Annotated in this window: 23 protein-coding genes and 1 riboswitch; of the genes, 11 read left to right on the top strand and 12 right to left on the bottom strand. The window is 73.5% G+C overall.

Annotation, left to right across the window (positions count from 1 at the left end; all coding sequences use genetic code 11):
* The first annotated feature begins 56 nt into the window (after positions 1 to 56).
* Entirely contained in the window at positions 57 to 1,409 is a 1,353-nt protein-coding gene (locus tag ACF09E_RS24890; protein WP_392207174.1) for a class II 3-deoxy-7-phosphoheptulonate synthase, read from the top strand.
* Positions 1,410 to 1,541: 132 nt separating this feature from the next.
* Positions 1,542 to 1,781, top strand: a complete 240-nt coding sequence (locus tag ACF09E_RS24895; protein ID WP_361847846.1) for a (2Fe-2S)-binding protein — start codon at positions 1,542 to 1,544, stop codon at positions 1,779 to 1,781.
* A gap of 43 nt (positions 1,782 to 1,824) precedes the next feature.
* On the opposite strand, the gene bfr is transcribed toward ACF09E_RS24895, so the two are convergent.
* Complete coding sequence (bfr, locus tag ACF09E_RS24900; RefSeq protein ID WP_015032978.1) at positions 1,825 to 2,301, bottom strand: bacterioferritin; 477 nt, start codon at positions 2,299 to 2,301, stop codon at positions 1,825 to 1,827.
* 177 nt (positions 2,302 to 2,478) lie between these two features.
* On the opposite strand from bfr, the gene ACF09E_RS24905 reads away from it, so the two are divergent.
* Positions 2,479 to 3,123 carry a sulfite oxidase-like oxidoreductase gene (locus ACF09E_RS24905; RefSeq protein ID WP_392207177.1) on the top strand — a complete coding sequence of 215 codons (645 nt, stop codon included), beginning with the start codon at positions 2,479 to 2,481 and terminating at the stop codon, positions 3,121 to 3,123.
* A gap of 34 nt (positions 3,124 to 3,157) precedes the next feature.
* On the opposite strand, the gene ACF09E_RS24910 is transcribed toward ACF09E_RS24905, so the two are convergent.
* The 6 genes from ACF09E_RS24910 to thiO form a co-directional block, all read right to left on the bottom strand.
* Positions 3,158 to 3,754, bottom strand: a complete 597-nt coding sequence (locus ACF09E_RS24910) for a DUF4396 domain-containing protein (protein ID WP_392207179.1) — start codon at positions 3,752 to 3,754, stop codon at positions 3,158 to 3,160.
* An 83-nt stretch (positions 3,755 to 3,837) separates the two neighbouring features.
* Entirely contained in the window at positions 3,838 to 4,689 is an 852-nt protein-coding gene (locus tag ACF09E_RS24915; protein ID WP_392207181.1) for a deoxyribonuclease IV, read from the bottom strand.
* 6 nt (positions 4,690 to 4,695) lie between these two features.
* Positions 4,696 to 6,612 carry a Stk1 family PASTA domain-containing Ser/Thr kinase gene (gene pknB, locus ACF09E_RS24920; RefSeq protein ID WP_392207183.1) on the bottom strand — a complete coding sequence of 639 codons (1,917 nt, stop codon included), beginning with the start codon at positions 6,610 to 6,612 and terminating at the stop codon, positions 4,696 to 4,698.
* Positions 6,613 to 6,719: 107 nt separating this feature from the next.
* On the bottom strand, positions 6,720 to 7,514 hold the full coding sequence (locus ACF09E_RS24925; protein WP_392207185.1) for a thiazole synthase: 795 nt from the start codon (positions 7,512 to 7,514) through the stop codon (positions 6,720 to 6,722).
* 5 nt (positions 7,515 to 7,519) lie between these two features.
* A complete protein-coding gene (gene thiS, locus ACF09E_RS24930) occupies positions 7,520 to 7,720 on the bottom strand; it encodes a sulfur carrier protein ThiS (protein ID WP_361847827.1) in 201 nt (66 codons plus the stop codon).
* On the bottom strand, positions 7,717 to 9,063 hold the full coding sequence (gene thiO / locus ACF09E_RS24935; RefSeq protein WP_392207187.1) for a glycine oxidase ThiO: 1,347 nt from the start codon (positions 9,061 to 9,063) through the stop codon (positions 7,717 to 7,719). Before thiO ends, thiS begins: the two co-directional genes overlap by 4 nt.
* A riboswitch (TPP riboswitch) is annotated at positions 9,061 to 9,174 on the bottom strand. Its footprint overlaps the gene before it by 3 nt.
* A gap of 133 nt (positions 9,175 to 9,307) precedes the next feature.
* On the opposite strand from thiO, the gene ACF09E_RS24940 reads away from it, so the two are divergent.
* From ACF09E_RS24940 to ACF09E_RS24960, 5 genes are all read left to right on the top strand, one after another.
* On the top strand, positions 9,308 to 10,492 hold the full coding sequence (locus tag ACF09E_RS24940; RefSeq protein WP_392207610.1) for an NAD(P)/FAD-dependent oxidoreductase: 1,185 nt from the start codon (positions 9,308 to 9,310) through the stop codon (positions 10,490 to 10,492).
* Between the two features lie 97 nt (positions 10,493 to 10,589).
* Positions 10,590 to 10,955, top strand: coding sequence for an Rv2175c family DNA-binding protein (locus ACF09E_RS24945; protein ID WP_015032969.1), 366 nt, complete (start codon positions 10,590 to 10,592; stop codon positions 10,953 to 10,955).
* A 170-nt stretch (positions 10,956 to 11,125) separates the two neighbouring features.
* Positions 11,126 to 11,779, top strand: a complete 654-nt coding sequence (gene thiE / locus ACF09E_RS24950) for a thiamine phosphate synthase (protein WP_392207189.1) — start codon at positions 11,126 to 11,128, stop codon at positions 11,777 to 11,779.
* A 119-nt stretch (positions 11,780 to 11,898) separates the two neighbouring features.
* Positions 11,899 to 12,813, top strand: a complete 915-nt coding sequence (metF, locus tag ACF09E_RS24955) for a methylenetetrahydrofolate reductase [NAD(P)H] (protein WP_361863146.1) — start codon at positions 11,899 to 11,901, stop codon at positions 12,811 to 12,813.
* A 54-nt stretch (positions 12,814 to 12,867) separates the two neighbouring features.
* On the top strand, positions 12,868 to 13,704 hold the full coding sequence (locus ACF09E_RS24960; RefSeq protein WP_392207191.1) for a hypothetical protein: 837 nt from the start codon (positions 12,868 to 12,870) through the stop codon (positions 13,702 to 13,704).
* 42 nt (positions 13,705 to 13,746) lie between these two features.
* Here ACF09E_RS24960 and ACF09E_RS24965 read toward each other — a convergent pair whose 3' ends face one another.
* The 5 genes from ACF09E_RS24965 to ACF09E_RS24985 all read right to left on the bottom strand — a co-directional run bounded on the left by ACF09E_RS24965 (position 13,747) and on the right by ACF09E_RS24985 (position 19,912).
* Positions 13,747 to 15,189: a phytoene desaturase family protein gene (locus tag ACF09E_RS24965; RefSeq protein ID WP_392207193.1), complete on the bottom strand. Its 1,443-nt coding sequence runs from the start codon at positions 15,187 to 15,189 to the stop codon at positions 13,747 to 13,749.
* Between the two features lie 41 nt (positions 15,190 to 15,230).
* The gene (locus tag ACF09E_RS24970) at positions 15,231 to 15,878 is read right to left on the bottom strand and encodes a DUF4126 domain-containing protein (protein ID WP_392207195.1); all 648 of its coding nucleotides are present in this window, start codon (positions 15,876 to 15,878) and stop codon (positions 15,231 to 15,233) included.
* A gap of 366 nt (positions 15,879 to 16,244) precedes the next feature.
* A complete protein-coding gene (locus ACF09E_RS24975) occupies positions 16,245 to 16,853 on the bottom strand; it encodes a TetR/AcrR family transcriptional regulator (RefSeq protein WP_209494331.1) in 609 nt (202 codons plus the stop codon).
* 43 nt (positions 16,854 to 16,896) lie between these two features.
* A complete protein-coding gene (locus ACF09E_RS24980) occupies positions 16,897 to 18,993 on the bottom strand; it encodes a YhgE/Pip family protein (protein ID WP_392207197.1) in 2,097 nt (698 codons plus the stop codon).
* Positions 18,965 to 19,912, bottom strand: a complete 948-nt coding sequence (locus ACF09E_RS24985) for an ATP-binding cassette domain-containing protein (RefSeq protein ID WP_392207199.1) — start codon at positions 19,910 to 19,912, stop codon at positions 18,965 to 18,967. The genes ACF09E_RS24980 and ACF09E_RS24985 overlap by 29 nt, the downstream gene beginning before the upstream one ends.
* Before the next feature lie 163 nt (positions 19,913 to 20,075).
* On the opposite strand from ACF09E_RS24985, the gene ACF09E_RS24990 reads away from it, so the two are divergent.
* The 3 genes from ACF09E_RS24990 (at position 20,076) to ACF09E_RS25000 (ending at position 22,206) form a co-directional block, all read left to right on the top strand.
* Positions 20,076 to 20,594 (top strand): SAV_6107 family HEPN domain-containing protein, encoded by a 519-nt coding sequence (locus ACF09E_RS24990; protein ID WP_392207201.1) that lies wholly within the window; start codon positions 20,076 to 20,078, stop codon positions 20,592 to 20,594.
* A gap of 140 nt (positions 20,595 to 20,734) precedes the next feature.
* Positions 20,735 to 21,523: a class I SAM-dependent methyltransferase gene (locus ACF09E_RS24995; RefSeq protein ID WP_392207203.1), complete on the top strand. Its 789-nt coding sequence runs from the start codon at positions 20,735 to 20,737 to the stop codon at positions 21,521 to 21,523.
* A gap of 272 nt (positions 21,524 to 21,795) precedes the next feature.
* Positions 21,796 to 22,206, top strand: coding sequence for a DUF3040 domain-containing protein (locus tag ACF09E_RS25000; protein WP_361852971.1), 411 nt, complete (start codon positions 21,796 to 21,798; stop codon positions 22,204 to 22,206).
* Positions 22,207 to 22,320 lie beyond the last annotated feature (114 nt).

Here is a 22,320-nt window from a genome sequence, read left to right on the forward strand (position 1 = left end):
CTCAGTCACTGGGCAGGGGGACAGGACCGGACGAAGAACCCCGTAATGTGGTCCCTGTGACCGTGAACGCTGATTCCCACGCCGTCGCCAAGGCGACCTGGCGAGACCTGCCCGCGGCGCAGCAGCCCGAGTACCCCGATGCCGAGGCTCTGCGCGATGTGATCGCGGACCTCGAGTCGTATCCTCCGCTCGTCTTCGCCGGCGAGTGCGACCAGCTGCGTGCCCGGATGGGAGCCGTCGCTCGTGGCGAGGCGTTCCTGCTCCAGGGCGGCGACTGCGCCGAGGCCTTCGACGCCGTGTCCGCCGACCACATCAGGGCCAAGCTCAAGACGCTGCTCCAGATGAGCGCCGTCCTCACCTACGCGGCCTCCGTGCCCGTCGTGAAGGTCGGCCGTATCGCCGGCCAGTACTCGAAGCCCCGCTCCAAGGGCACCGAGACCCGCGACGGCGTGACCCTGCCGACCTACCGCGGCGACTCGGTCAACGGCTTCGGCTTCGACGAGAAGTCCCGCGTCCCGGACCCCGAGCGCCTGAAGCGGATGTACAACGCCTCCGCCTCCACGCTCAACCTGGTGCGCGCCTTCACCACCGGCGGCTACGCCGACCTGCGCCAGGTGCACGCCTGGAACCAGGACTTCGTGAAGTCGTCCCCCTCGGGCCAGCGCTACGAGCAGCTGGCGCGGGAGATCGACAACGCGCTGAACTTCATGAAGGCCTGTGGCACCGACCCGGCCGAGTTCAAGGCCGTCGAGTTCTACGCCTCCCACGAGGCGCTGCTGCTCGACTACGAGGGCGCGCTGACCCGTACGGACTCGCGCACCGGCAAGCTGTACGACACGTCCGGCCACATGGTCTGGATCGGTGAGCGCACCCGCCAGCTCGACCACGCCCACATCGAGTTCGCCTCGCAGATCGCGAACCCGATCGGCATCAAGCTGGGCCCGACCACCTCGGTGGACGACGCGCTGACGTACATCGACCGCCTCGACCCCGACCGCGAGGCGGGCCGGCTGACCTTCATCGTCCGCATGGGCGCCGACAAGGTCCGCGACAAGCTCCCCGAGCTGGTCGAGAAGGTCACCGCCTCCGGCGCGGTCGTCGCGTGGGTCACCGACCCGATGCACGGCAACACCTTCGAGGCCGCCTCCGGCCACAAGACGCGCCGCTTCGACGACGTGCTCGACGAGGTCAAGGGCTTCTTCGAGGTGCACAAGGCGCTGGGGACCCACCCGGGCGGCATCCACGTCGAGCTCACCGGTGACGACGTCACCGAGTGCGTGGGCGGCGGCGACGAGATCTTCGTCGACGACCTGCACCAGCGCTACGAGACGGCCTGCGACCCGCGTCTCAACCGCAGCCAGTCGCTCGACCTGGCCTTCCTGGTGGCGGAGATGTACCGCGATCAGTAGGGAGCTTCCTACGACGATGGGGCGCGGATCCATGTGATCCGCGCCCCATCGTCGTAGCCAGGGCTTTTACGATCCCCCGGCGTTGGGTAAGGTTAGGTTAACCTAATTGATCACGGTGGGAGGTGAACCGCGATGTACGTCTGCTCTTGCTTCGGAGTCACCGAGAAGCAGGTCAAGGCGCATGCCGATGCGGGCGCCTGCACGCCCCGCCAGATCGCCTCGGCCTGCAAGGCCGGCACGGACTGCGGTTCCTGTGTCCGTCGTATTCAGGCCATTCTCGGCCGCGGCAACTGCCCGCGGCGCGACCTGCTGGACCAGGGAATGCCCGCGCTCGTGACGGAGCCCGTCGCCGAGCTCGGGGAAGCCGCCTAGGGACCGCCCTCCGGGTGACCGCGGCCCGTCCCGTCGCGGGACGTCAGCTCGGCTGCTCGATGAGCGTCGAGATGTAGAGCGCCTCGCCCAGGGACTCGATCAGCTCCAGCTGCGTGTCCAGATAGTCGATGTGGTGCTCCTCGTCGGCCAGGATCTCCTCGAACAGGTTGGCGGACGTGATGTCCCCCTTGGCCCGCATGACCTCGATCCCGCGCTTCAGACGGTCGATGGCCTCGACCTCGACCTGGCGGTCCGCCTGGAACATCTCCGTGATGGTCTGACCGACCCGCACGTGGAAGAGCCGCTGGTAGTTGGGCAGGCCGTCGAGCATCAGGATGCGCTCGGTCAGCTTGTCCGCGTGCTTCATCTCATCGATGGACTCTTCGCGGGTGTACTTGGCGAGCTTCGTCCAGCCCTTGTTGTCCTGGATGCGGTAGTGCAGCCAGTACTGGTTGATGGCCGTCAGCTCGCCGGTCAGCTGCTCGTTGAGAAACTCGAGGACCTCGGGGTCGCCCTGCATTGCAGAGGCTCCTTCCACCTTGCGTGTCTACGCCGTCACTGGGCAGGATGGCGGCATCCTCGCACCCCGAATGGGGGGCGTCCAGTAAGTGCAGGCTTAGTCGCAGTTGCCCGGATCGGACCGGGCGGGCGGTCTCCTGGTCATGACCACCCCTTGCCGTCTGTCACCATGGATGACATGGGTCGGACGGAGAGCGGAGTACACCGGGAGGCGGGGCGGCCGGATCGTTCACCGGACCTACCGCCGGGCCAGCGCCTCCAGCGCGGCTGGCCGGTCACCCACTACGGTCCCGTGCCCAAGTTCAAGCCGGACCGCTGGGAGTTCCGCGTCTTCGGCGCGACCGCCGACGGCGACAAGCGCTGCTGGAACCACGAGGAGTTCTCGGCCCTCCCGTTCTCCTCGGTCGAGGCCGATCTGCACTGCGTCACCAAGTTCAGCATGATCGGGGCCGAATGGGGCGGTGTCCCGGCCCGCACCATCCTCGAACTCGCCCCGCCCGCGCCGCAGGTCACCCATGTGATGGTGTGGGCCGAGTACGGCTACAGCGCCAACATGCGCCTCGCCGACTTCGCCGACGACCGGTCGATCTTCGCCACCCACAAGGACGGGGAGCTGCTCACCGCCGAGCACGGCTTCCCGCTCCGCCTCGTCGTCCCGCACCTGTACGCCTGGAAGGGCCCCAAGTGGGTCCGCGGCGTCGAGTACATGGCCGCCGACCGGCGGGGCTTCTGGGAGGAGCGGGGGTACCACAACCTCGGCGACCCCTGGACGGAGCAGCGGTTTTCCTACCAGGAGGAGCCGGGGGACGGTCCGGAGCTGTAGCGCCCGGGGCCGCCCGCCCGGGTGGTGACGACGGTCAGTGGTGGTACTGGTGGACCACCGCGTGCCCCTTGCCGCGGCCGATCATCCACTTGTTGACCGGTGTGGTGATCACGAAGGCGGCCGCGAGCGCGATGGCGAGGACCAGCCAGAAGACCGGGTCGGAGAGGTGGGCGTCCATGGCGCCGGGCCACAGGGCGATGACGCCGTTGTCGATGATCTCCATGACCGCGATGGAGAGGGTGTCGGCGGCGAGCGCGACCTTGAAGGCCGTCCGGAAGTCGACGCCGGCGGACAGGATGCCGCGCAGGGTGAGCGCGTAGCCGAAGAAGAAGGCCAGGACGATCGCGAGGATCATCGTCTCCACGTTCCCCCAGCCGAGCGCGGTGCCCACGACCATGCCGAGGACCTCGCCGATGGCGCAGCCGGTGAGGCAGTGCAGCGTGGCCTTCGCGGCGGTGGACCAGGACGCCCCGCCGGGGGAGTGGTGACCGCCGCGCCCCTCGTGCGGTCCGCCGTGCGGCCCCCCGTGATCCGCGTGGGCCGCGTGTCCGGTGTGACCGCTCCGGCCCGGGTGCCCCTCGTGTCCGGCGTGGCCGCCGTGGTCGTGCCGTGCGTGTGCGTCGTCCTGCATCGGGGGCCCCCAGCTCGGGTAGCGGTTCCTTCCCTGACAGGAACCGTATACCCCCATGGGGTACTCCTCAACGTGGGTCTCGCTCAGTCCCTCAACTTCTTGAGCAGCTCCACGTCCGCGAGGTGCCCGGCCGTGCCGCCGGGCGTCTCGATGATCAGGGGCACGCCCTCCGTCGCCGGATGGCGCAGGAGGTTGCGGAAGGCGTCCTCGCCGATGTGGCCCACGCCGATGTTCGCGTGGCGGTCCTTCCGGGCGCCGACGACGTCCTCGGAGTCGTTGGCGTGGATGAGTTTCAGCCGTCCCTCGCCCACCGTCGCCACCAGCTGGTCGAGCGTCTGCGCCGCGCCGTGCGGCCCGGTCAGGTCGTGGCCGGCCGCGAAGATGTGGCAGGTGTCGAGGCAGATCCCGAGCTTCGGGTGCCGGTCGAGCGCGTCGAAGTACGGTCCGAAGTCCTCCGCGCGCGAGCAGAGCGAGAAGCCCTGGCCGGCCGTCGACTCCAGGAGCAGGTCCGGGTCGTCGTCGTGCGTCAGCTCGTCGAGCAGCGGCAGCAGCAGCTCGCGGACCTGCGCCAGCGCCACCTGGCGCGGACGGCCCCCGGTCGCCGAGCCGGTGTGCACCACCACGCCCCTCGCGCCGATCTCCCGGCCCCGCCGCAGCGAGTGCCGCATCGACGCGACCGACTTCTCCGCGGTGGCCTCCGTGTGGGAGCCGAAGTTGATCAGGTACGGGGCGTGGACCCAGGCGGAGATCGACTCGGCGGCGCACTCGGCGCGGAACCGCTCGTCCTCCGCGGGATTCCCGGGCGGGGTGGCCCAGCCCCGCGGGTTGGCCACGAAGACCTGCACGGTCTCGGCGCCGAGTTCGCGGGCGTAGCCGAGGCCGACCTTGGCGAGGCCACCGGCCACCGGGACGTGGCCGCCGACGGGGTTGCGCATCAGTGTCTACAGTCCCTTGATCGTGAGGGTGACGGTGGAGCCCTCGGGCGCGGTGGAGCCGCCCTCGACGGACTGGCCCGAGACCTCGCTGCCGAGGTACGGGAACGACTTCTCGACCTCGACCTCGAAGCCCTCGTCCTCCAGGACCGCGCGGGCGTCGTCGACCGTCTCGCCGACGACGTCCGGGACCTCGACGAGCCGGGGGCCCTTCGAGACGCTGAGGGTGACGGTGTCGCCCTCGGCGGCCCGGCTGCCCGGGGCGAGCGACTGGGCGGCGACCGATCCGGCGTCCTCCGGGGAGTGGATCCGCTCGGGGGCGACGACCACCGTGAGCCCCTCCTCCCGGAGCAGGGCCGTGGCGTCGGCGACGGTCTCGCCGGTGGTGTCGGGGACGTCGATCGGGGCGCCCTTGCTGACCACCAGGGCGACGGCCGAGTCGGGTGACCGCTCGGTGCCCGGCTCGGGGTCGGAGCCGATCACGGCGCCCCGCGCGACGGAGTCGCTGAACGTCCGGGTGACCACTCCGGCGGCCAGGCCCTCGTCGGCGAGGATCCGCCGGGCCTCGGCGAGCGGCTTGTCCTTGAGGTTGGGGACCTTCACGAGCTCGGGACCGCGGGACAGGGTGAGCGTGACCGTCCCGTTGCCCCGGAGGCGCTCGCCGGGGGCCGGGTCGGCGGCCATCACGGTGCCGCGCTCGTACACGTCGCTGAACGCGCGCTTCGTCGTTCCGACGTCCAGCCCGGCGTCGGTGAGCCGCTTCGTCGCCTCGGGCTCCGTCTGGCCGAGCACGGCGGGGACCCGGGTGAACTGGCCCGAGTTGATGTACCAGATCCCGGTGCCGAGGCCGAGGGCCAGCAGCACGCCCAGGACGAGGAGCAGCGGGCCGCGCGGCGGCCGGCGCAGACGGCCGCCCGGGACGGGCGCCGACTCGTGGACGGGCAGCCGGTTCGTGTGCAGGACCGGGTGGGCGTCGGCACCGGTGTCGGCCGGGACCGCCCGGGCGATCACGCTCGTCCGGTCGTCCGTGGTGTCCCGCGCCGCGGACCGCGCCTGCGGCGGCACGGCGTCCAGCTGCTCCTCGCGGAGCCCGGCGCGGGCCTCCCGCAGCAGGCCGAGCAGGGCCACGGCGTCGTACGGGCGGACCTCGGGGTTGCGGGCGGTGGCCGAGGCGACCAGTTCGTCCAGCTCCACGGCGAGCCCCGGGACGGCGGCCGAGGGGGCGGGCACGTCCGTGTTCAGGTGCTGGTAGAGCACCTGGGCGGGCGTGTCGCCGCCGTGCGGCTTGCCGCCGGTCAGCATCTCGTACAGGACGACACCGCAGGCGTACACGTCGGCGCGGGTGTCGGCGGTGCCGTGCTCGATCTGCTCCGGCGCCAGGTACGAGACGGTCCCGAGGACCGAGCCGGTGGTGGCGGTCGCCGATCCCACCGCCCGTACGAGGCCGAAGTCGGCGACCTTGACCCGGCCGTCGTCCCCTATCAGGACGTTCTCCGGCTTCATGTCCCGGTGCACGAAACCGGCCCGGTGCGCGGCGCCGAGCGCGGCGAGCACCGGCTCCAGGATGTCGAGGGCGGCCCGCGGCGGGAGGGCGCCGCGCTCGCGCAGGACGTCGCGGAGCGTGCAGCCGGCGACGTACTCCATCGCCAGGTAGACGTACGCGCCCTCGGCGCCCTGGTCGAACACACCCACCACGTTGGGGTGCGACAGCCGGGCGACGGACTTGGCCTCACGGATGAAGCGCTCGACGAACGCGGCGTCGGTGGCGAGGGCGGGGTGCATCACCTTGAGCGCGAGCACGCGGTCGAGGCGGGTGTCGACGGCCCGGTAGACCGTGGCCATCCCGCCGACGGCGATGCGCGCGTCGACGCGGTAGCGGCCGTCGAGCAGCCGCCCGACGAGGGGGTCCTGAAGGGTCGTGTCCACGGCGTCGAGTCTACGAGCCGCGACGGCACCGCCCGCGTGTCCGGCCCCCCTTGCAGCCCACCTGTGACACGCCCCACGCCCACCCGCCCCGCCCTGCGGGCCGCTGGTCAGAAGGCCGGGCGCTCCGGGTCGAGCGCCGCGCGGCCCTCGTGGGGGGAGGACGCCTCCGCGAAGTGCCGGCGGGGGATCCGCCCCGCCCGGTGGGCGAGCCGCCCCGCCTCCACGGCGTGCCGCATCGCCGAGGCCATCAGGACCGGCTCCTGCGCGCGGGTCACCGCGGACGCCAGCATGACCGCCGCGCACCCCAGCTCCATCGCGAGCGCCGCGTCGGAGGCGGTGCCCGCCCCGGCGTCGAGGATCACCGGCACCCCGGCGCGCTCCGTGATCAGCTGGAAGTTGTGCGGGTTGCGGATCCCGAGGCCCGAGCCGATGGGGGAGCCGAGCGGCATGATCGCCGCGCAGCCCGCGTCCTCCAGCTTCCGGGCGAGGACCGGGTCGTCGTTGGTGTAGGGGAGGACCGTGAAGCCGTCGTCGACCAGCGTCTCGGCCGCCGCGAGGAGCTCCTCGCCGTCCGGCAGCAGGGTCCGCTCGTCGGCGACGACCTCCAGCTTGATCCAGTCGGTGCCGAGCGCCTCGCGGGCCAGCCGGGCCGTGAGAACGGCCTCGCCGGCCGTGTAGCAGCCCGCCGTGTTCGGCAGGACGCGGATGCCGAGCCGCTCCAGGACGGAGAGGACGGAGCCCTGGACGGTCGGGTCCAGGCGCCGCATCGCGACCGTCGTCAGCTCCGTGCCGCTGGCGACCAGCGAGCGTTCCAGGACGTCGAGGCTGGGCGCGCCGCCGGTGCCCATGATGAGGCGGGAGGAGAACTCCGTACCGCCCAGGGTGAACAGGTCGTCGGACATCGTGCTCAGCCCCCCTGGACCGCGGTGAGGATCTCGACCCGGTCGCCCTCGCCGAGGAGCGTCGTCTCCCAGGCCCCGCGCGGCACCACCGTCTCGTTGAGGGCGGCGGCGACCCCGGACGGGGCCTTGGTGAGCGTCGCCACGAGGGCGCCGAGGGAGACGGGGCCGGAGAGCACGCGGGCCTCTCCGTTCACGGACACGTTCATGCGGGCTGCTCCTGACGTACGGGGGCGGGCGCGGCGGAGAACCGGCGCGGGGTGAAGGGGCGGGCCTCGTCGGGGAGGGCGCCGGTGGTGAGCACCTCGGCCATGACGTCGCCGGTGACGGGGGTGAGCAGGACCCCGTTGCGGTAGTGGCCGGTGGCCAGGTGCAGCCCGGGCAGGGCGGTGGGGCCGAGCAGCGGGGCGTTGTCGGGGGACGCGGGGCGCAGGCCCGCCAGGGTCTCGGTCAGCGGCAGCTCCGTGAGCCCGGGGACCAGCTCGTGGGCGTCGCGCAGCAGCTCGTACACCCCGCCCGCCGTCACCGTGGTGTCCCAGCCGAGCTCCTCGCTGGTGGCGCCGACGACGAGTTCGCCGTTCTCGCGGGGCACCAGGTAGACGTGGCTGCCCCGGACGACGGCCCGGACCGTCCGGGAGAGGAAGGGGGCGTACGGCGCGGGCACCCGCAGCCGCAGCACCTGGCCCTTCACCGGGCGCACCGGCGGCAGCACCTCGTCGGGCACGCCCGCGAGGCGGCCGCTCAGGCTGCCGGCGGCGAGCACGACCTGCTCGGCCGTCAGCTCCCGGCCCCCGGCGAGCACGACACCGTGCGCCCGGTCCCGCCGCACCGTCAGGCGCTCGGCGAGGGCGCGGTGGAAGACCACTCCGGCCCGTTCGCAGGCGACGAGGAGCGCGGCGGCGAGCCGGCGCGGATCGACCTGGTGGTCGCCGTCCACCCGGAGCCCGCCGCGCACCCCGGGGGCCAGCATCGGTTCCAGCCGGCGGCACTCGCGGCCGCTGAGCCACTCCGAGGCGAGTCCGCAGCGGCTCTGCAGGGCGTGCAGTTCGCGCAGATGGGCCCGGTCGTCGGCGTCGAGGGCGACGGCGAGCGTGCCGCAGGCGCGGTGGCCGACGTCGTGGCCGGTGGCCTCCTCCAGTTCGGCGACGAACGCGGGGTAGCGGGCGGCGGAGGCGAGGTTGAGCCCGAGGAGGGTCTCCTCGCCGTAGTGCAGTTCGGTGACGGCGGCGAGCATCCCGGCCGCCACGTGGGCGGCGCCGCCGCCGGGGGCCGGGTCGACCACGGCGGTGCGCAGGCCGCGCAGGGCGGCCCGCCAGGCCGTGACCAGGCCGATGATCCCGCCCCCGACCACGAGGACGTCGCTCCCGCGGACGTCGGACGGCCCGGCGGCGGGCGGTCCAGCGTCGGACGGCCCGGCGTCGGACGTTCCGGCGGCGGGCCGCGCGGCAGGCGGTCCTGCGGCGTCCGGCGTCCCGGCTCCCGGCGCGTGGTCCGCGGCCGCGCGGACCTCTGGCGCGTGCTCCTCTGGCGTGTGGACTTCGGAAGAACGCATGGGCGTCCAGCCCCTCCCTTCGCCGGCATGACCCGGATCAGGTTCGTACGGTCGGAGGCCGTCCCAGCCTCCCTCTCAGCCCGGTGCGTCCGGGCTCCCGCGAGTGCTTTACGCCCGACACACTAGCTTCCGCTCCGGGCCGGGCGCAGACCCCTCCCTTCCTGACGGTCCGTCAGATGCGTAAGGTGGTCGGGTGAGCGAGCAGAAGCAGGCACAGCAGCACGTCGTGATCGTCGGCGCCGGCATGGCGGGCGTCCAGACCGCCGTCGCCCTGCGGGAACGGGGCTTCACCGGCCCCGTGACCCTCATCGGGGCCGAGCCCCACCAGCCCTACGACCGGCCCCCGCTCTCCAAGGCCGTCCTCCTCGGCAAGGCCGAGGACTCCGCCTTCGACGTGGACTTCGACGAGCTCGGCATCGAGCTCCGCCTCGGCCTCGACGTCACCGGGCTGCGCGCCGCCGACCACGAGATCGACACCGAGGCCGGACCCGTCGCGTACGACGCCCTCGTCCTCGCCACCGGAGCCCAGCCGGTCACCCTGCCCGGCACCGACGGCGTCCCCGGCGTCCATCTGCTGCGCACCCTCGACGACGCCGTCCGGCTCGGACCCGTCCTGGAGCGCCGCCACGACGTCGTGGTCGTCGGCGCCGGATGGATCGGCGCCGAGTTCGCCACGGCCGCGCGCGCCGCCGGCTGCGCCGTCACCGTCGTCGAGGCCGCCGACCGCCCCCTCGCCGGAGCGCTGCCCGCCGAGGTCACCGCCCCCATGGCCGAGTGGTACGGCGAGAACGGCGCCGAACTCCTCACCGACGCCCGCGTCCACACGGTCGAACCCGGCGCACCCGGACGGGTCGTCCTCGCCGACGGCCGCGAGCTGCCCGCCGACGCGGTCGTCGTCGGCATCGGGGCCCGCCCCGCCACCGGATGGCTCACCGGCTCCGGGATCGCCCTCGACCCCGACGGCGCCGTCACCGCCGACGAGCGGCTGCGCACCAGCCTGCCCGACGTGTACGCGGTCGGGGACTGCGCCTCCTTCCCCTCCGCCCGCTACGGGCGGCGCCTCCTCGTCCACCACTGGGACAACGCCCTGCAGGGTCCCCGCTCCGTCGCCGCGACGATCGCCGGGGCGGACGCCGGCGAGGATCCCGGCCCCTACGACCCCGTCCCGTACTTCTGGTCCGAGCAGTTCGGCCGCTTCGTCCAGTTCGCCGGCCACCACGCCGACGCGGACGAGCTGCTCTGGCGCGGCGACCCGGCCGAGCCGGCCTGGTCCGTGCTGTGGCTCCGGGCCGGGGTCCCGGTGGCCCTGCTCGCCGTGGGCCGCCCCCGCGACCTGGCCCAGGGACGGAAGCTGATCGAGGCCGGGACCGCCGTGGACCCCGCCCGGGCCGCGGACCCCGCCGTCCCCCTCAAGGCGGCGGTCGCGTAGGGGGCGTCCCGCCGATCGGGCCCCGCCGTCCCCCTCGAGGCGGCGGTCGCGCGGGGCCCGACTACCGGCTGTCAGTCCGGGATGGCAGGCTTGTCCTGTGACCGAGATTGACGTGAAGATCGATGCGCTCGTCCCCGCCTGGCTCTATGTGCCCGACATCGCGGAGATGCTCGATGTCGAGGTGACGCGCGTGCGGCAGCTGATCAAGGAAGGCCAGCTCATCGCCGTGCGCCGTGGAGAGAACAACGCCCTGCAGGTGCCCGCCGCCTTCATCCAGGGCGACAGGATCGTCAAGGGCCTCGTCGGGCTCCTGACCGTGCTGCGGGACGACGGTTTCACCGACGAGGAGATGCTGGAGTGGCTCTTCACTCCCGACGAGAGCCTTCCGGGCACGCCCGCGCAGGCGCTCAACGAGAACCGCGGCACGGAGGTGAAGCGCCGCGCTCAGGCGCTCGCCATCTGACGCCGCACCGCAGGACGCCATGAGCGGGTGCCGACGGCGGCCGGCCTTCCGGGCCGCGCCACCGCCGGCACCCGTGCCGGCGGCGCGGACCGACCGCGCCGCACCGCCGGGGTACCGCCCCGCGACACCCACGGGGAGCCACCCCGTGACACCGACGGGGGGAACCACCCATGCCCACGCCTCGTGAGCTGCTCGCCGACGCCCGGCTCTACCTCTGCACCGACGCCCGGAGGCGCCAGGGCGACCTTCCCGAGTTCCTCGACGCCGTGCTCTCCTCCGGCGTGGACATCGTGCAGCTCCGCGACAAGGGCATGGAGGCGGGGGAGGAGCTGGAGCACCTCGCCGTCTTCGCCGAGGCGGCCCGCCGGCACGGCAGGCTCCTCGCCGTGAACGACCGGGCCGACGTCGCCCACGCGATCGGCTCCGACGTGCTCCACCTGGGCCAGGGAGACCTTCCCGTGCCCGCCGCCCGGGCGATCCTCGGCGACCGGGTGCTGATCGGCCGCTCCTGCCACGCCGAGACCGAGGCGGCCGCGGCCGCCGTCGAACCGGGCGTGGACTACTTCTGCACCGGGCCCTGCTGGCCCACCCCCACCAAGCCCGGCCGGTACGCGCCCGGCCTCGACCTCGTGCGGTACGCGGCCGGCCTCTCCCAGGACCGGCCGTGGTTCGCCATCGGCGGCATCGACGAGACGAACCTGGACGAGGTCCTGGACGCGGGCGCGCGCCGGATCGTCGTCGTCCGGGCGATCACCGAGGCCGACGACCCGGCCGCCGCGACGGCCGCCCTCGCCAAGCGGGTCCGCGAGCGCGCGGGACGGTAGGGGGTCCGCGCCGCCGTCCGGAGGTTCGTCCAGGGATCCGTCCTCCGGACTGTCCAAAACGGTGTCCACTTCGCGGACGCCGTTCACACGGCTCCCCGTGGCCCGTCTAACCTGCCGGTATGGCCCTTGGTACCGCATCCGTCCGTTCGGACCGCGCCCGCACGGTCCGCGAGATCCTCGCCTCCGGCGGCACGTCGTACTCCTTCGAGTTCTTCGCGCCCCGGACCGAGAAGGGCGAGCAGGTCCTCTGGAACGCGATGCGCCGCGTCGAGGCGCTCGGCCCCAGCTTCGTCTCCGTGACCTACGGCGCCGGCGGCTCCACCCGCGGCGGCACCGTCAAGGCCACCCAGAAGATCGCCTCCGACTCCACGCTCACCCCGGTCGCCCACCTCACCGCCGTCGACCACTCCGTCGCCGAGCTGCGCAACGTCCTCGGCCAGTACGCCGACGCCGGCATCCGCAACATGCTCGCCGTCCGCGGCGACCCGCCGGGCGACCCGCTGGGCGACTGGGTCGAGCACCCGGAGGGCGTGAAGTACGCCGCCGACCTGGTCCGGCTGATCAAGGAGTCGGGCGACTTCTGCGTCGGCGTCGCCGCCTTCCCCGAGATGCACCCCCGCTCCCTCGACTGGGACACGGACATCCGGCACTTCGTGGACAAGTGCCGCGCCGGCGCCGACTACGCGATCACCCAGATGTTCTTCGACCCCGAGAACTATCTGCGGCTGCGGGACAGCGTCGTCAAGGCCGGCTGCGAGACGCCGATCATCCCCGAAGTCATGCCCGTTGTGAACGTGAAGACCCTCGACCGGCTGCCCCGGCTGAGCAACGCCCACTTCCCCGCGGATGTGAAAGAGCGCATCCTCGCCGTCAAGGACGATGCCGCCGCTGTACGCTCCATCGGTATCGAGTTCGCGACGGAGTTCTGCGCGCGGCTGCTCTCCGAGGGTGTCCCCGGACTGCACTTCATCACGCTGAACAGCTCCACCGCGATCGAGATCTACGAGAATCTCGGACTGCACCAGCAGTCGTGACCGGTCGTACCCGCCCTTCTCCGCGGCGGTGACCGTGGAGAGGGGCGGCGGGGCATGGGGTGGACGGTCCTCTACATCGCGTTCGGCGTGGTCGCGTTGTGGCTGCTGGGGGAGGTGCTGCTCCAGTACAAGGCGCGGCTGCGCTGGCGCGTGCTCGCCTTCTGCGGCTTCCTCGGCGTGGTCCTCGGTGTCCTCACGTCCATGGTGGCGGTCATCATCGCCGGAGCCGTCGCGTTCGCCGTCGGCCAGACCTATGTGACGCTCTCCTTCCGCCGCGGCTTCTCGACCGGCTGGGCGCTCGGCGGCAACCCCGGAGCGAGCCGCCGCCGCAGGTCGGCCCCGCCCGCGCAGGCCGGGCCCACCCTGGAGGTCACCGAGCTCTCCTACGAGACCGACGAGACCCCGGACCCCGGGCCCGACGGTGCCGAGGCCCCGCCCGCCGCGGAGGCCACCGCCGTCTACGAGCCGCTGCCGATGCCCGAGGACACCGGCCAGTACGGCGTCTACACCCGGGGTCAGGAAGCGTCCCACGGCGCCTCCCCGGACCCCGGCACCGGCTACGAGACCGGCTACCAGACCGGGTACGACCCCTACGCGCCGGCCTACGAGCAGCAGCAGCCCGCCTACGACTACGGGCAGGGCGCCGGACAGCAGCAGTACGCCTCCTACTCCGACCCCTACATCGGCCCCGGGACGGACGGACAGCAGTACGGCTCCTACTACAGCGACCCGTACGCCCCCTCGTACACCTACGACACCCCGCCCGGCGGGGTCTGGGTCCCGCAGCAGCGCGACACCGACCAGGCCCCCCAGCCGCAGCAGCAGCCGCAGGGCCCGGGCCACTACGGCTACGAACCGCACCCGGACGACCAGCAGCAGTACCGCTACTGAACGACCGCGGGGCCCGGCGGAGGCGCCGGGCCCCGCGGCCGTCTACCGGGAGCCGCGGAAGTCCGCGCCCTCGACGACGAAGCCCGCGACCAGCGCCCCCGACATGCCCGCGTGGGCGAGCCCGCCGCCCGGGTGCGCCCAGCCGCCCGCGAGCCAGAGCCCCGGCAGCGGGGACAGGGTGCCCGCGGGGAGCAGCCGCCCGCCGGCCCCGGCCAGCGCGGGCCCCGGCACCTCGGCCACGCCCGTGTCGTGCCGCACGTCCTCCGGCGTGCGCACGTGCCGCCACAGCAGCCGCTGCGGCAGGCCGGGGACGGCCTGGCCGGCCGCCTCCACCATCCGGTCGGCGAAGGCCTCCCACGCGGCCGCGTCCCGCTCCGGGGACGCGGGCACGGTCGCCGTGACCGTGACCGCCTCGTGCTCCGCGTCCGGACGCAGCGCCGGGTCGTCCGGGCGCAGCACCGTCACCTCCGGCCGCCCGCCCGTCCCGTGGACGACGGTGCGGTGGACCGCGTCCGCCTCGCGGGAGCCGCGCAGCGCCAGACAGACCGTCACCCGGCTCGTGCCGACGGCCTGGTGACGCGTCGGCGCGTCGCCGGACATCCGGGCGACGACACGGTCGCGGCGGAGGGCGGGCACCGGGACGCCCGAGACCACCTGGTCGGCCTCGACGGTCCCGCCGCCCGCGAGCCGTACGCCCGCCGCCCGGCCGTCCTTCTCCAGGACCTCCTCCACGGGCGTGTCGAAGACGAACGCGACACGCCGCTCCAGACAGCGCTCGTACACCGCGTCGGCGAGGGCCCGCAGGCCCCCGCCGACGTACCAGCTGCCGAAGGTCTGCTCCATGTACGGCAGGACGGCGGCCGAGGCCGGGGCCGTCGCCGGGTCGAAGCCGTACGCCCACGCGTACGCGTCCAGCAGGGCCGCGAGCCGCGGGTCCCGCAGCTCCCGTGCCCCGACCTGCGCGAGCGTCGTCGTCGGGCGGCGCAGCAGGCCCGCCTTAGGCGCCGGGTACGGCTCGCGGGTCAGCGGTGCCGGATCGGCGGGCTGCGGCTCCTCCAGGAGCGGACGGCGGGTGCGGTCCCAGGCCTCGCGGGCCCGCACCAGGAAGTCGCCCCAGCGCTCGCCCGCGCCCGCGCCGAGCGCGGCGTCCAGGGCCGCGACCGTGCCGGCCCGGGAGGCGTTCGGCAGGTCCACGCGGGTGCCGTCGGCGAAGACGTGACGGCTCGCCGGGTCGACCTGGGTCAGCGTGACGCAGGCCTCCAGCGGCTTCTTGCCGGTCTTCACGAACAGGTCCCGGTACACGGCCGGCAGGTGCAGCAGCCCCGGGCCCGTGTCGAAGGCGAACCCGTCGCGCGCGAAGCGGCCGACCGCCCCGCCGTACGTCGCCGCCCGCTCGTACACCGTCACCCGGTGGCCCGCCACGGCCAGCCGGGCCGCCGCCGCCATGGCGCCGAGACCCGCGCCGATCACCACAATCCGTGCCATGCGGCGACCCTATCCGGCGCCCCGGACGGACCCGAACGGGCTCAGAAGTGTTCCGAGCCGTCCCCGGACGGCGGTCTGGCGCGGGCGTGCGCCTCGGCGTCGGCGAGCCGTCGCTCCTCGCGCCGCTGGGACCTGCGGCGCAGGAAGCGCCGGATCCGCTGGGCGAGGAAGACCAGTATCACCAGGCCCCCGAGGAGCAGGGCGCCCGCGATGCTCGCCGCCGCCACGGGGTGGAAGATCGCGAACGTGACGACGGCCGCCACGCCGAGGTCCTCCGCCAGGCTCAGGGCGACGTTGGAGAACGGCTCGGGCGACGTGTTGACCGCCATCCGCGTCCCGGCCTTGACGAAGTGGCTCAGCAGCGCCGTCGTACCGCCGACCGCGCCCGCGGCGAGCTCCGGCAGCGAGCCGTTCTGCCCGGCGAGCAGGGCGCCGACCACCGCGCCCGCGATCGGCCGGATCACCGTGTGGACGGAATCCCATATCGAGTCGACGTACGGGATCTTGTCCGCCACCGCCTCACAGAGGAAGAGCACGCCGGCCGCGACGAGGACATCCGTGCGCTGCAAGGAGTCGGGCACCTCGTCGGTGAGCCCGGTCGCGCCGAAGACGCCGAACAGCAGGACCACCGCGTACGCGTTGATCCCGCTCGCCCAGCCGCTGGTGAACACCAGAGGGAGTACCGACACGCCCGCGATCGTAACCAGTCTGAGTATCCGTACCTAGGGCGCGAGATGAGTAGGTACGCGGATGAGCGGCGGACGCCGAGACGGAAGAGTGGAGTCCACGGAAGGGGCGCGGCCCCGGGGACCGCCGACACGGGGCGGCGGAACCGGGGCCGCGTGCCTGCCGCAACGGGGCACGGGGGTGTCACGGGGGACGTACGGCGAAGGCCGGCCGGACGGGGCTCGGGGGGATCGAGCCTCGACCGGCCGGCCTTCGCCGTGCCGTGTGCCGTGTGCCGTGCTTCGTGGGGCGTGGGGCGGGGCTGTGTTGCGCGGGGCGGGGCTGTGGGGCCGGGCCCGGCGCGCTGCCCGAGCCGTGCGGCGGACCGCTCAGCGGCCGCCCACCCGGCCGTGCAGCAGCCGGGACAGCGCCGCGTGTACGTCGTCGAGCGAACGCTCGCTCTGGAAGGCCTGCCAGTCGAGCGCGGCCACCAGCACCATCCCCACCAGCGCCGCCGCCGTCAGCTGGACGTCGATCTCGTCGCTCAGCTCCCCGGCCGCGACCGCCTCGCGCAGCACCCCCTCGACCACCGCCACGGCCTCCTGGCGGACCACCAGGAGCGTCGAGTTCCAGGCCCGGTTGGTGCGCCAGAGCTCGGCCACGTACAGCTGGGTGAAGGCCGGGTAGCGGTCGATGAAGACGAGGCCGGCCCGGATCATCGCGTCCAGCGCGTCGATCCGGCTCCCGCCGCGCCCGGCGGTCTCCTCGGCCGCCGTCCGCAGCGAGGCCGTCAGCAGCGACACCCCGTGGCGCAGCAGCTCCTCGAAGAGCTCGGTCTTGCTCTTGAAGTTGTAGTAGACCGTGCCCTTGGCCACGCCGGCCCGCTCGGCGATCTCGTCCACCGTCGTCGCGGAGAATCCCTGCTCCGCGATGAGGGTGACGGCCGCCTCGTAGAGCTTCGCGCGGGTGGCCTGGCGTCGGGTGCTGCTGCTGTCCATGGGGTCGATTCTCACAGGTGTCGCGGGTCTCACCGGCCCGGTCTCACAGGGTCAGTTCGGGGTGGAGCCGGTCCAGCGTCCAGACCTGCTTCCGGCGGGCGGACACGGCGGTTAGGGCCAGGGCGCCCAGGGTGAACGCGGTGAGCACCGCGCAGGCCTGCCAGACGGGCCCGATGCCGCCGCCCGTGATGAGCCGGCGCAGCGCCTCGACCACGTAGGTCATCGGCAGGAACGGGTGGACGGCGTTGAAGAAGCCCGGACTGGTCTGGACGGGGTACGTGCCGCCCGCCGAGGTCAGCTGGAGCATCAGGACCGCGAGGACCAGGATCCGGCCGGCGGCGCCGAAGCGGGCGTTGAGCCACTGGATGATCGCGGAGAAGCAGCAGGTGACCAGGGCGAGGAAGCCGACCGTCCCGGCGGCACGGGCCATCTGCAGGCCGAGGCCCCAGTGCAGGACCGACATGAGGGCCGCGACCTGGAGGACGCCGATCGCCGCCACCGGGAGCCAGCCCGCGAGGGCGATCCGCCAGGCGGAGCCGCCGGCGGCCAGCGCGCGCCGGTTCATCGGCTGGATGATCATGTACGCGACCATCGCGCCGACCCAGAGGGAGAGCGGGATGAAGTACGGGGCGAAACCGGTGCCGTAGTTCGGCGCCTTGTGCAGCGACTGGGAGGCCAGCTGCACGGGGTCGGCCATGACCTCGGTGCGCCGGTCGCGGTCCTGCGCGTCGTAGTCGGGGATCCGGTCGACCCCGTCCTTCAGACCGGAGGCGAGGGTGCCCGAGCCGTCGGCCAGCTTGAACAGGCCGCCGTCGAGGGCGCCCGCGCCCTTCTTCAGCTTCCCGACGCCGGTGTCGAGGCTCACGGAGCCGGCCTTGGCGCCGGTGATGCCGGTGTGCAGCTTCTCCGCGCCCGCGGCGACCTTCTTGGCGCCCGTGTTGAGCTCGTTGATCTTCCGGATGGCGTCCGAGACGTCCTGGTCGAGGTGCGGGGCGCGGGCGGCCAGCTCGTCGGCCTGCCGCGTGAGCTTCGCGAGCCGCGCGTCGAGGGTCTTGAGGTCGCCCGTGCTGCCCTTCGTCAGCTCGTGCACGTCGTCCGCGATGGTGGCGACGTCGCCGGCCGTGACCGAGGCCTCCTTGAGCTTGGCGCAGACGGTGGGGAACGCGGCGGCAGCCTCGGGCTTCGCCACGCACTCCGCCTGGTGGGCCTTGGCCAGCTCGTCGTCGGCCAGGTGCGCCGCGCTGCGGACCACCGGGGCGCGCTTCACCAGGTCGTCGAGGTTGTGGCGGACGGCGGTGGCGGAGTCCGAGACGAGCCGGGCGGTGTCCCGGATCGACTTGCCGTTGTTCGCCAGGTAGGGGCGGACCTTGTCGGCGGTGCCGTTCACCTTGTCGGCGAGGGACTGGGTGCCGGCGGCCACCTTGCGGGAGCCGCTCTCCAGGTCCTTCGCGCCCTTGTCCAGCTTCTTCATGCCGGCGGCCAGGTCGCCGCTGCCGTCCTTGGCGTCCTTGAGGCCGTTCGCCAGGTCCTTCGAGCCCTTCTTCGCCTTGTCCACGCCCTGCTTGAGGTCGCCCGCGCCCTTCGCCGCCTTGGCGGTGGCGTCGTGGATGTCGGAGAAGGAGATGAAGATCTTGTCGAGGAAGGTCCGGGATGACTTGGTGGAGGCCGCGGTGCGGACCTCGGAGAACACCGTCCGGGATATCTGGCCGACGATGTAGTTGTTGGCGTCGTTCGTCCGCACCCGCAGGGCGCCGGTCTCGGGGGAGTCGCCCGAGCTGGAGGCGATGCGCGAGCTGAAGTCGCCGGGCATGGTCAGGGACAGGTAGTACGTGCCGTCCTCCACGCCCTTGCGCGCCTCGGCGTCGCTGACCCGGTGCCACGCGAAGGTGCTGCTGTCCAGGAGCCCCCGGGTGATGTCGTCACCGGCGTTGATCTTCTTGCCGTCGGCGGTGGCCCCGCGGTCCTCGTTGACGAGGGCGACGGGGATCTTGTCGAGCCTGCCGTACGGGTCCCAGAACGAGTACAGGTACAGGGCGCCGTACAGCAGGGGCAGCAGCAGGATCGCGACGAGCGCGGCGCGCGGCAGCTTTCCCCTGCCGAAGCGCTTCAGCTCAAGCGCGGCCAGTTTCGGCGAGCGCATCGGCCGTCCCCTCCTCGGTCGTGTCTTCGGTGGCGCGGTCGGTGGCGTCTTCGGTACGTCCGGCGGCGGACGCGGTGTCCGCGGACGGGGCGGCGGCGGGTGCGCCGGAGTCGTCTGCGGGGGCGTCGTCCGCGGCGTCGGCGCCGGCGGGCGTACCCGCGTCGCCGCCGTCGGCCGCCGCTTCGGCCGCTTCGGCGGCGTCGGTGGCGAGCGTGGTGATGCGCAGGGCGTCCTCGGGGGCCTCGCTGCACACCGCCAGGACGGTGGTTCCGGAGCCGGCCACCGAGCGCAGCAGCGCCCAGGCCTCGGCGCGGTCGGTGTCCGAGAGCTTGAGGTCCGCGTCGTCCACGGCGAGCAGCCGGGGCCGGCCCATGAGCGCCAGGGCGATCGAGAGCCGCAGGGCCTCCAGGCGCTCCAGATCGCGCACGGAGGTCCGGTCGCCCTTGGGCAGGGCGGCCAGGTCGAGACCCGAGGCCGCCACGGCCTCGTCGATCCGGGCCCGGGCCGCCGCGCGCCGCTCGGACGGGCGGCGCAGGAACGTGCGGACGGAGCCGTCGAAGCGCCGCTGGAGCAGGGCCCGCTCGCCCAGGTGCTCGGCCACCGTGAAGGCGGGGTCGAGCTCGCTGACGCCGGGGACGTGCCCGAGGGCGCTGATCCGGCGCACCGCGGCCATCTTCCGGGGCAGCGGAAGGCCGCCCACCTCCGCGGTGCCCTCCTTGGCCTTCATCCGGCCGGTGAGCGCGAGCAGCAGGCAGGTGCGGCCCGAGCCCGAGGGGCCCTCGATCGCCACCAGTGCCCCCGGCTCCGCCCGGAAGGACACCTCCCGGAACGCCCAGCCGCGCGGCCCCTTCAGCCCGAACCCGTCCGCGACGACGGCGGCGCCGTGCGGCCGCTCCTCGGCTTCCGCTTCCGCTCCCACGGGCCCACCCCCCGATTCCCCTTTTGAACTGACTGGTCAGTCCAAAAGCTACCCCCTGAGGGGTACTCAGGCAAAACGCCAGGTCAGCGTGAATGTCAGTGGGGGCGGGCACGATGGACACATACGGCCACGAAGCCGTCACGCGACGACAGGAGGACTCGTCATGGCAAGCCCTTCCGCAGCAGCCGCGCCCCGCCGACGCCCCACCCCCGCGCAGACGGGACCCGCGTCCGACATCCACCCCGTCCCGCGCGCCTCCGCCGCCCCGCCGGCCGCCGTCGACCTCCTCGCCAAGGCCCGGGCCGGCATCGCCGAGGCCGCCACGTTCGACCGACCCCACGAGCGGTACGCCGCGGCCCACCTGGCCGCCCTGCGCGCCGCAGCCGCCGTGCTCGCCGCCCGCGCCAGGCCCGAGGCCGGGACCCGCCGCCGGCAGCCGATACGGAGCGCCTGGGAGGTCCTGGCCGAGCTGGCGCCCGAGCTGACCGAGTGGAGCGCCCTCTTCGCCTCCGGAGCCGAGCGCAGGGCCCGCGCCGAGGCCGGCATCGCCGGCGCGGCGACCCGGCGCGAGGCCGACGACCTGCTCAGGGACGCCGCGACCTTCCTGCGCCTGGTCGAGCGGCTGCTCGCCCTCCAGCCGGTGCTGCCCCGCCAGCCGGGCGCGGACGAGGCGGGCGGCTGACCCGGCCGCCGGTCCCGAGGGCCCCTCGCGGTCCCCGGGCCGGCACCGCCGATCGGGCCGGCTCCGCGGCGTGATCGGCAAGCCACCCCCCAGGCCATAGGGTGGGGGCGTCCGTACCCGTCACCGAGGAGTCAACAGCCGTGCCGGACCCTTCCCCTGTCTTCGGTCGAGAGGCGACCTCGCGCCCGTCGCGTGCCTCCCTGCGTACCGCCGTCGTCTGGGACGTCCTCAAGGACGCCCTCGACCGCCGGGTCGAGGCCGTCGGGAAGGACGGCCTCGACGTCCTCGACACCGGCGGCGGCTCGGGGAACTTCGCCGTGCCGGTCGCCCGCCTCGGCCACCGGGTCACCGTCGTCGACCCCAGCCCCAACGCGCTCTTCGCGCTGGAGCGCCGGGCAGCCGAGGCCGGGGTCGCCGACCTCGTCACCGGCGTCCAGGGCGACATCAGCGGCCTCTTCGACGTCGTCGGCCGGGAGGGCTACGACGCGGTCCTCTGCCACGGGGTCCTGGAGTACGTCGACGACCCCGCCGAAGGCGTGCGGAACGCGGTCGCCGCGCTCCGGCCCGGCGGCAGCCTCAGCCTGCTCGCCGCCGGCGTCGGCGGCGCGGTCCTGGCCCGCGCCCTCGCCGGTCACTTCACCGAGGCCCGGCACGCGCTCGCCGACCCGGCGGGCCGCTGGGGCACCGGCGACCCCGTGCCCCGCCGCTTCACCGCCGAGCAGCTCGCCGAACTGGCCGACGGGGCGGGACTCGACGTCGGCGCGGTCCACGGCGTCCGGGTCTTCGCCGACCTCGTCCCCGGCGTCCTCGTCGACACCGAGCCCGGTGCCGCCGAGGCCCTGCTGAAGCTGGAGGAGGCGGCGGCCGAACTGCCCTCCTTCCACGCCATCGCCACCCAGCTGCACGTACTGGGCGAGAAGCGCGCCTGAGCTGGACGGCCACCCGTTCGGCGGTGCGGGGCGCGGCACTCGATGGAGTACGCCACAGCCCGCCCGATAACCGGCTCTGCCCCGTATGATCGGGGGACAGCATCCGGCATGACGGAGAAGGGCCTGGGGAATCAACGCCTCAGCAACCGATCCGCATGGCGGCCCGGATTGGCTATTCGGCATTGAGGGCGGGTTTCACGGGGGCGATTCCCTGCCTATCCTGAAAGGGCCGCAAACCGGTCGCCCCCGCGACCGACGACTAGGAGGACTCCGTGCCGCTCTCGGAGCACGAGCAGCGAATGCTCGAGCAGATGGAGCGAGCGCTGTACGCCGAAGACCCCAAGTTCGCGACAGCGCTCGAGGGAAGCGGACTGCGTACGTACACCCGGCGACGGGTCTACCAGGCAGTCGCCGGCTTCCTGGTGGGTATCGCGCTCCTCATGGCCGGAATGGTCGCACAGCAGATCTGGATCAGCGTGGTGGGATTCCTCGTCATGCTGGGCTGCGCGGTCCTGGCGGTCACCGGATGGCGCAAGGCGCCCAAGCCGGGTGAGCAGCAGCAGGCCCCCAGGGGTGGGACGACGGCCGGTGGCCGTCAGACCCGGCAGCGACGCTCCATGATGAACCGGATGGAAGAGCGGTGGCAGCGCCGCCGCGACGAGCAGCAGGGTGGCGGCCACTGACGGCCCCCCGAGCGGAGGCCCCGCGCAACGAGCCTTGAGACGAGCCCCGCAGATTCCGCACACCACGGAACCTGCGGGGCTTCGTCGTGCCGCCTGGCCCGCGCCTTCCCGCAG

The organism is Streptomyces sp. NPDC014891, assembly GCF_043081085.1.
Taxonomy (GTDB): domain Bacteria; phylum Actinomycetota; class Actinomycetes; order Streptomycetales; family Streptomycetaceae; genus Streptomyces.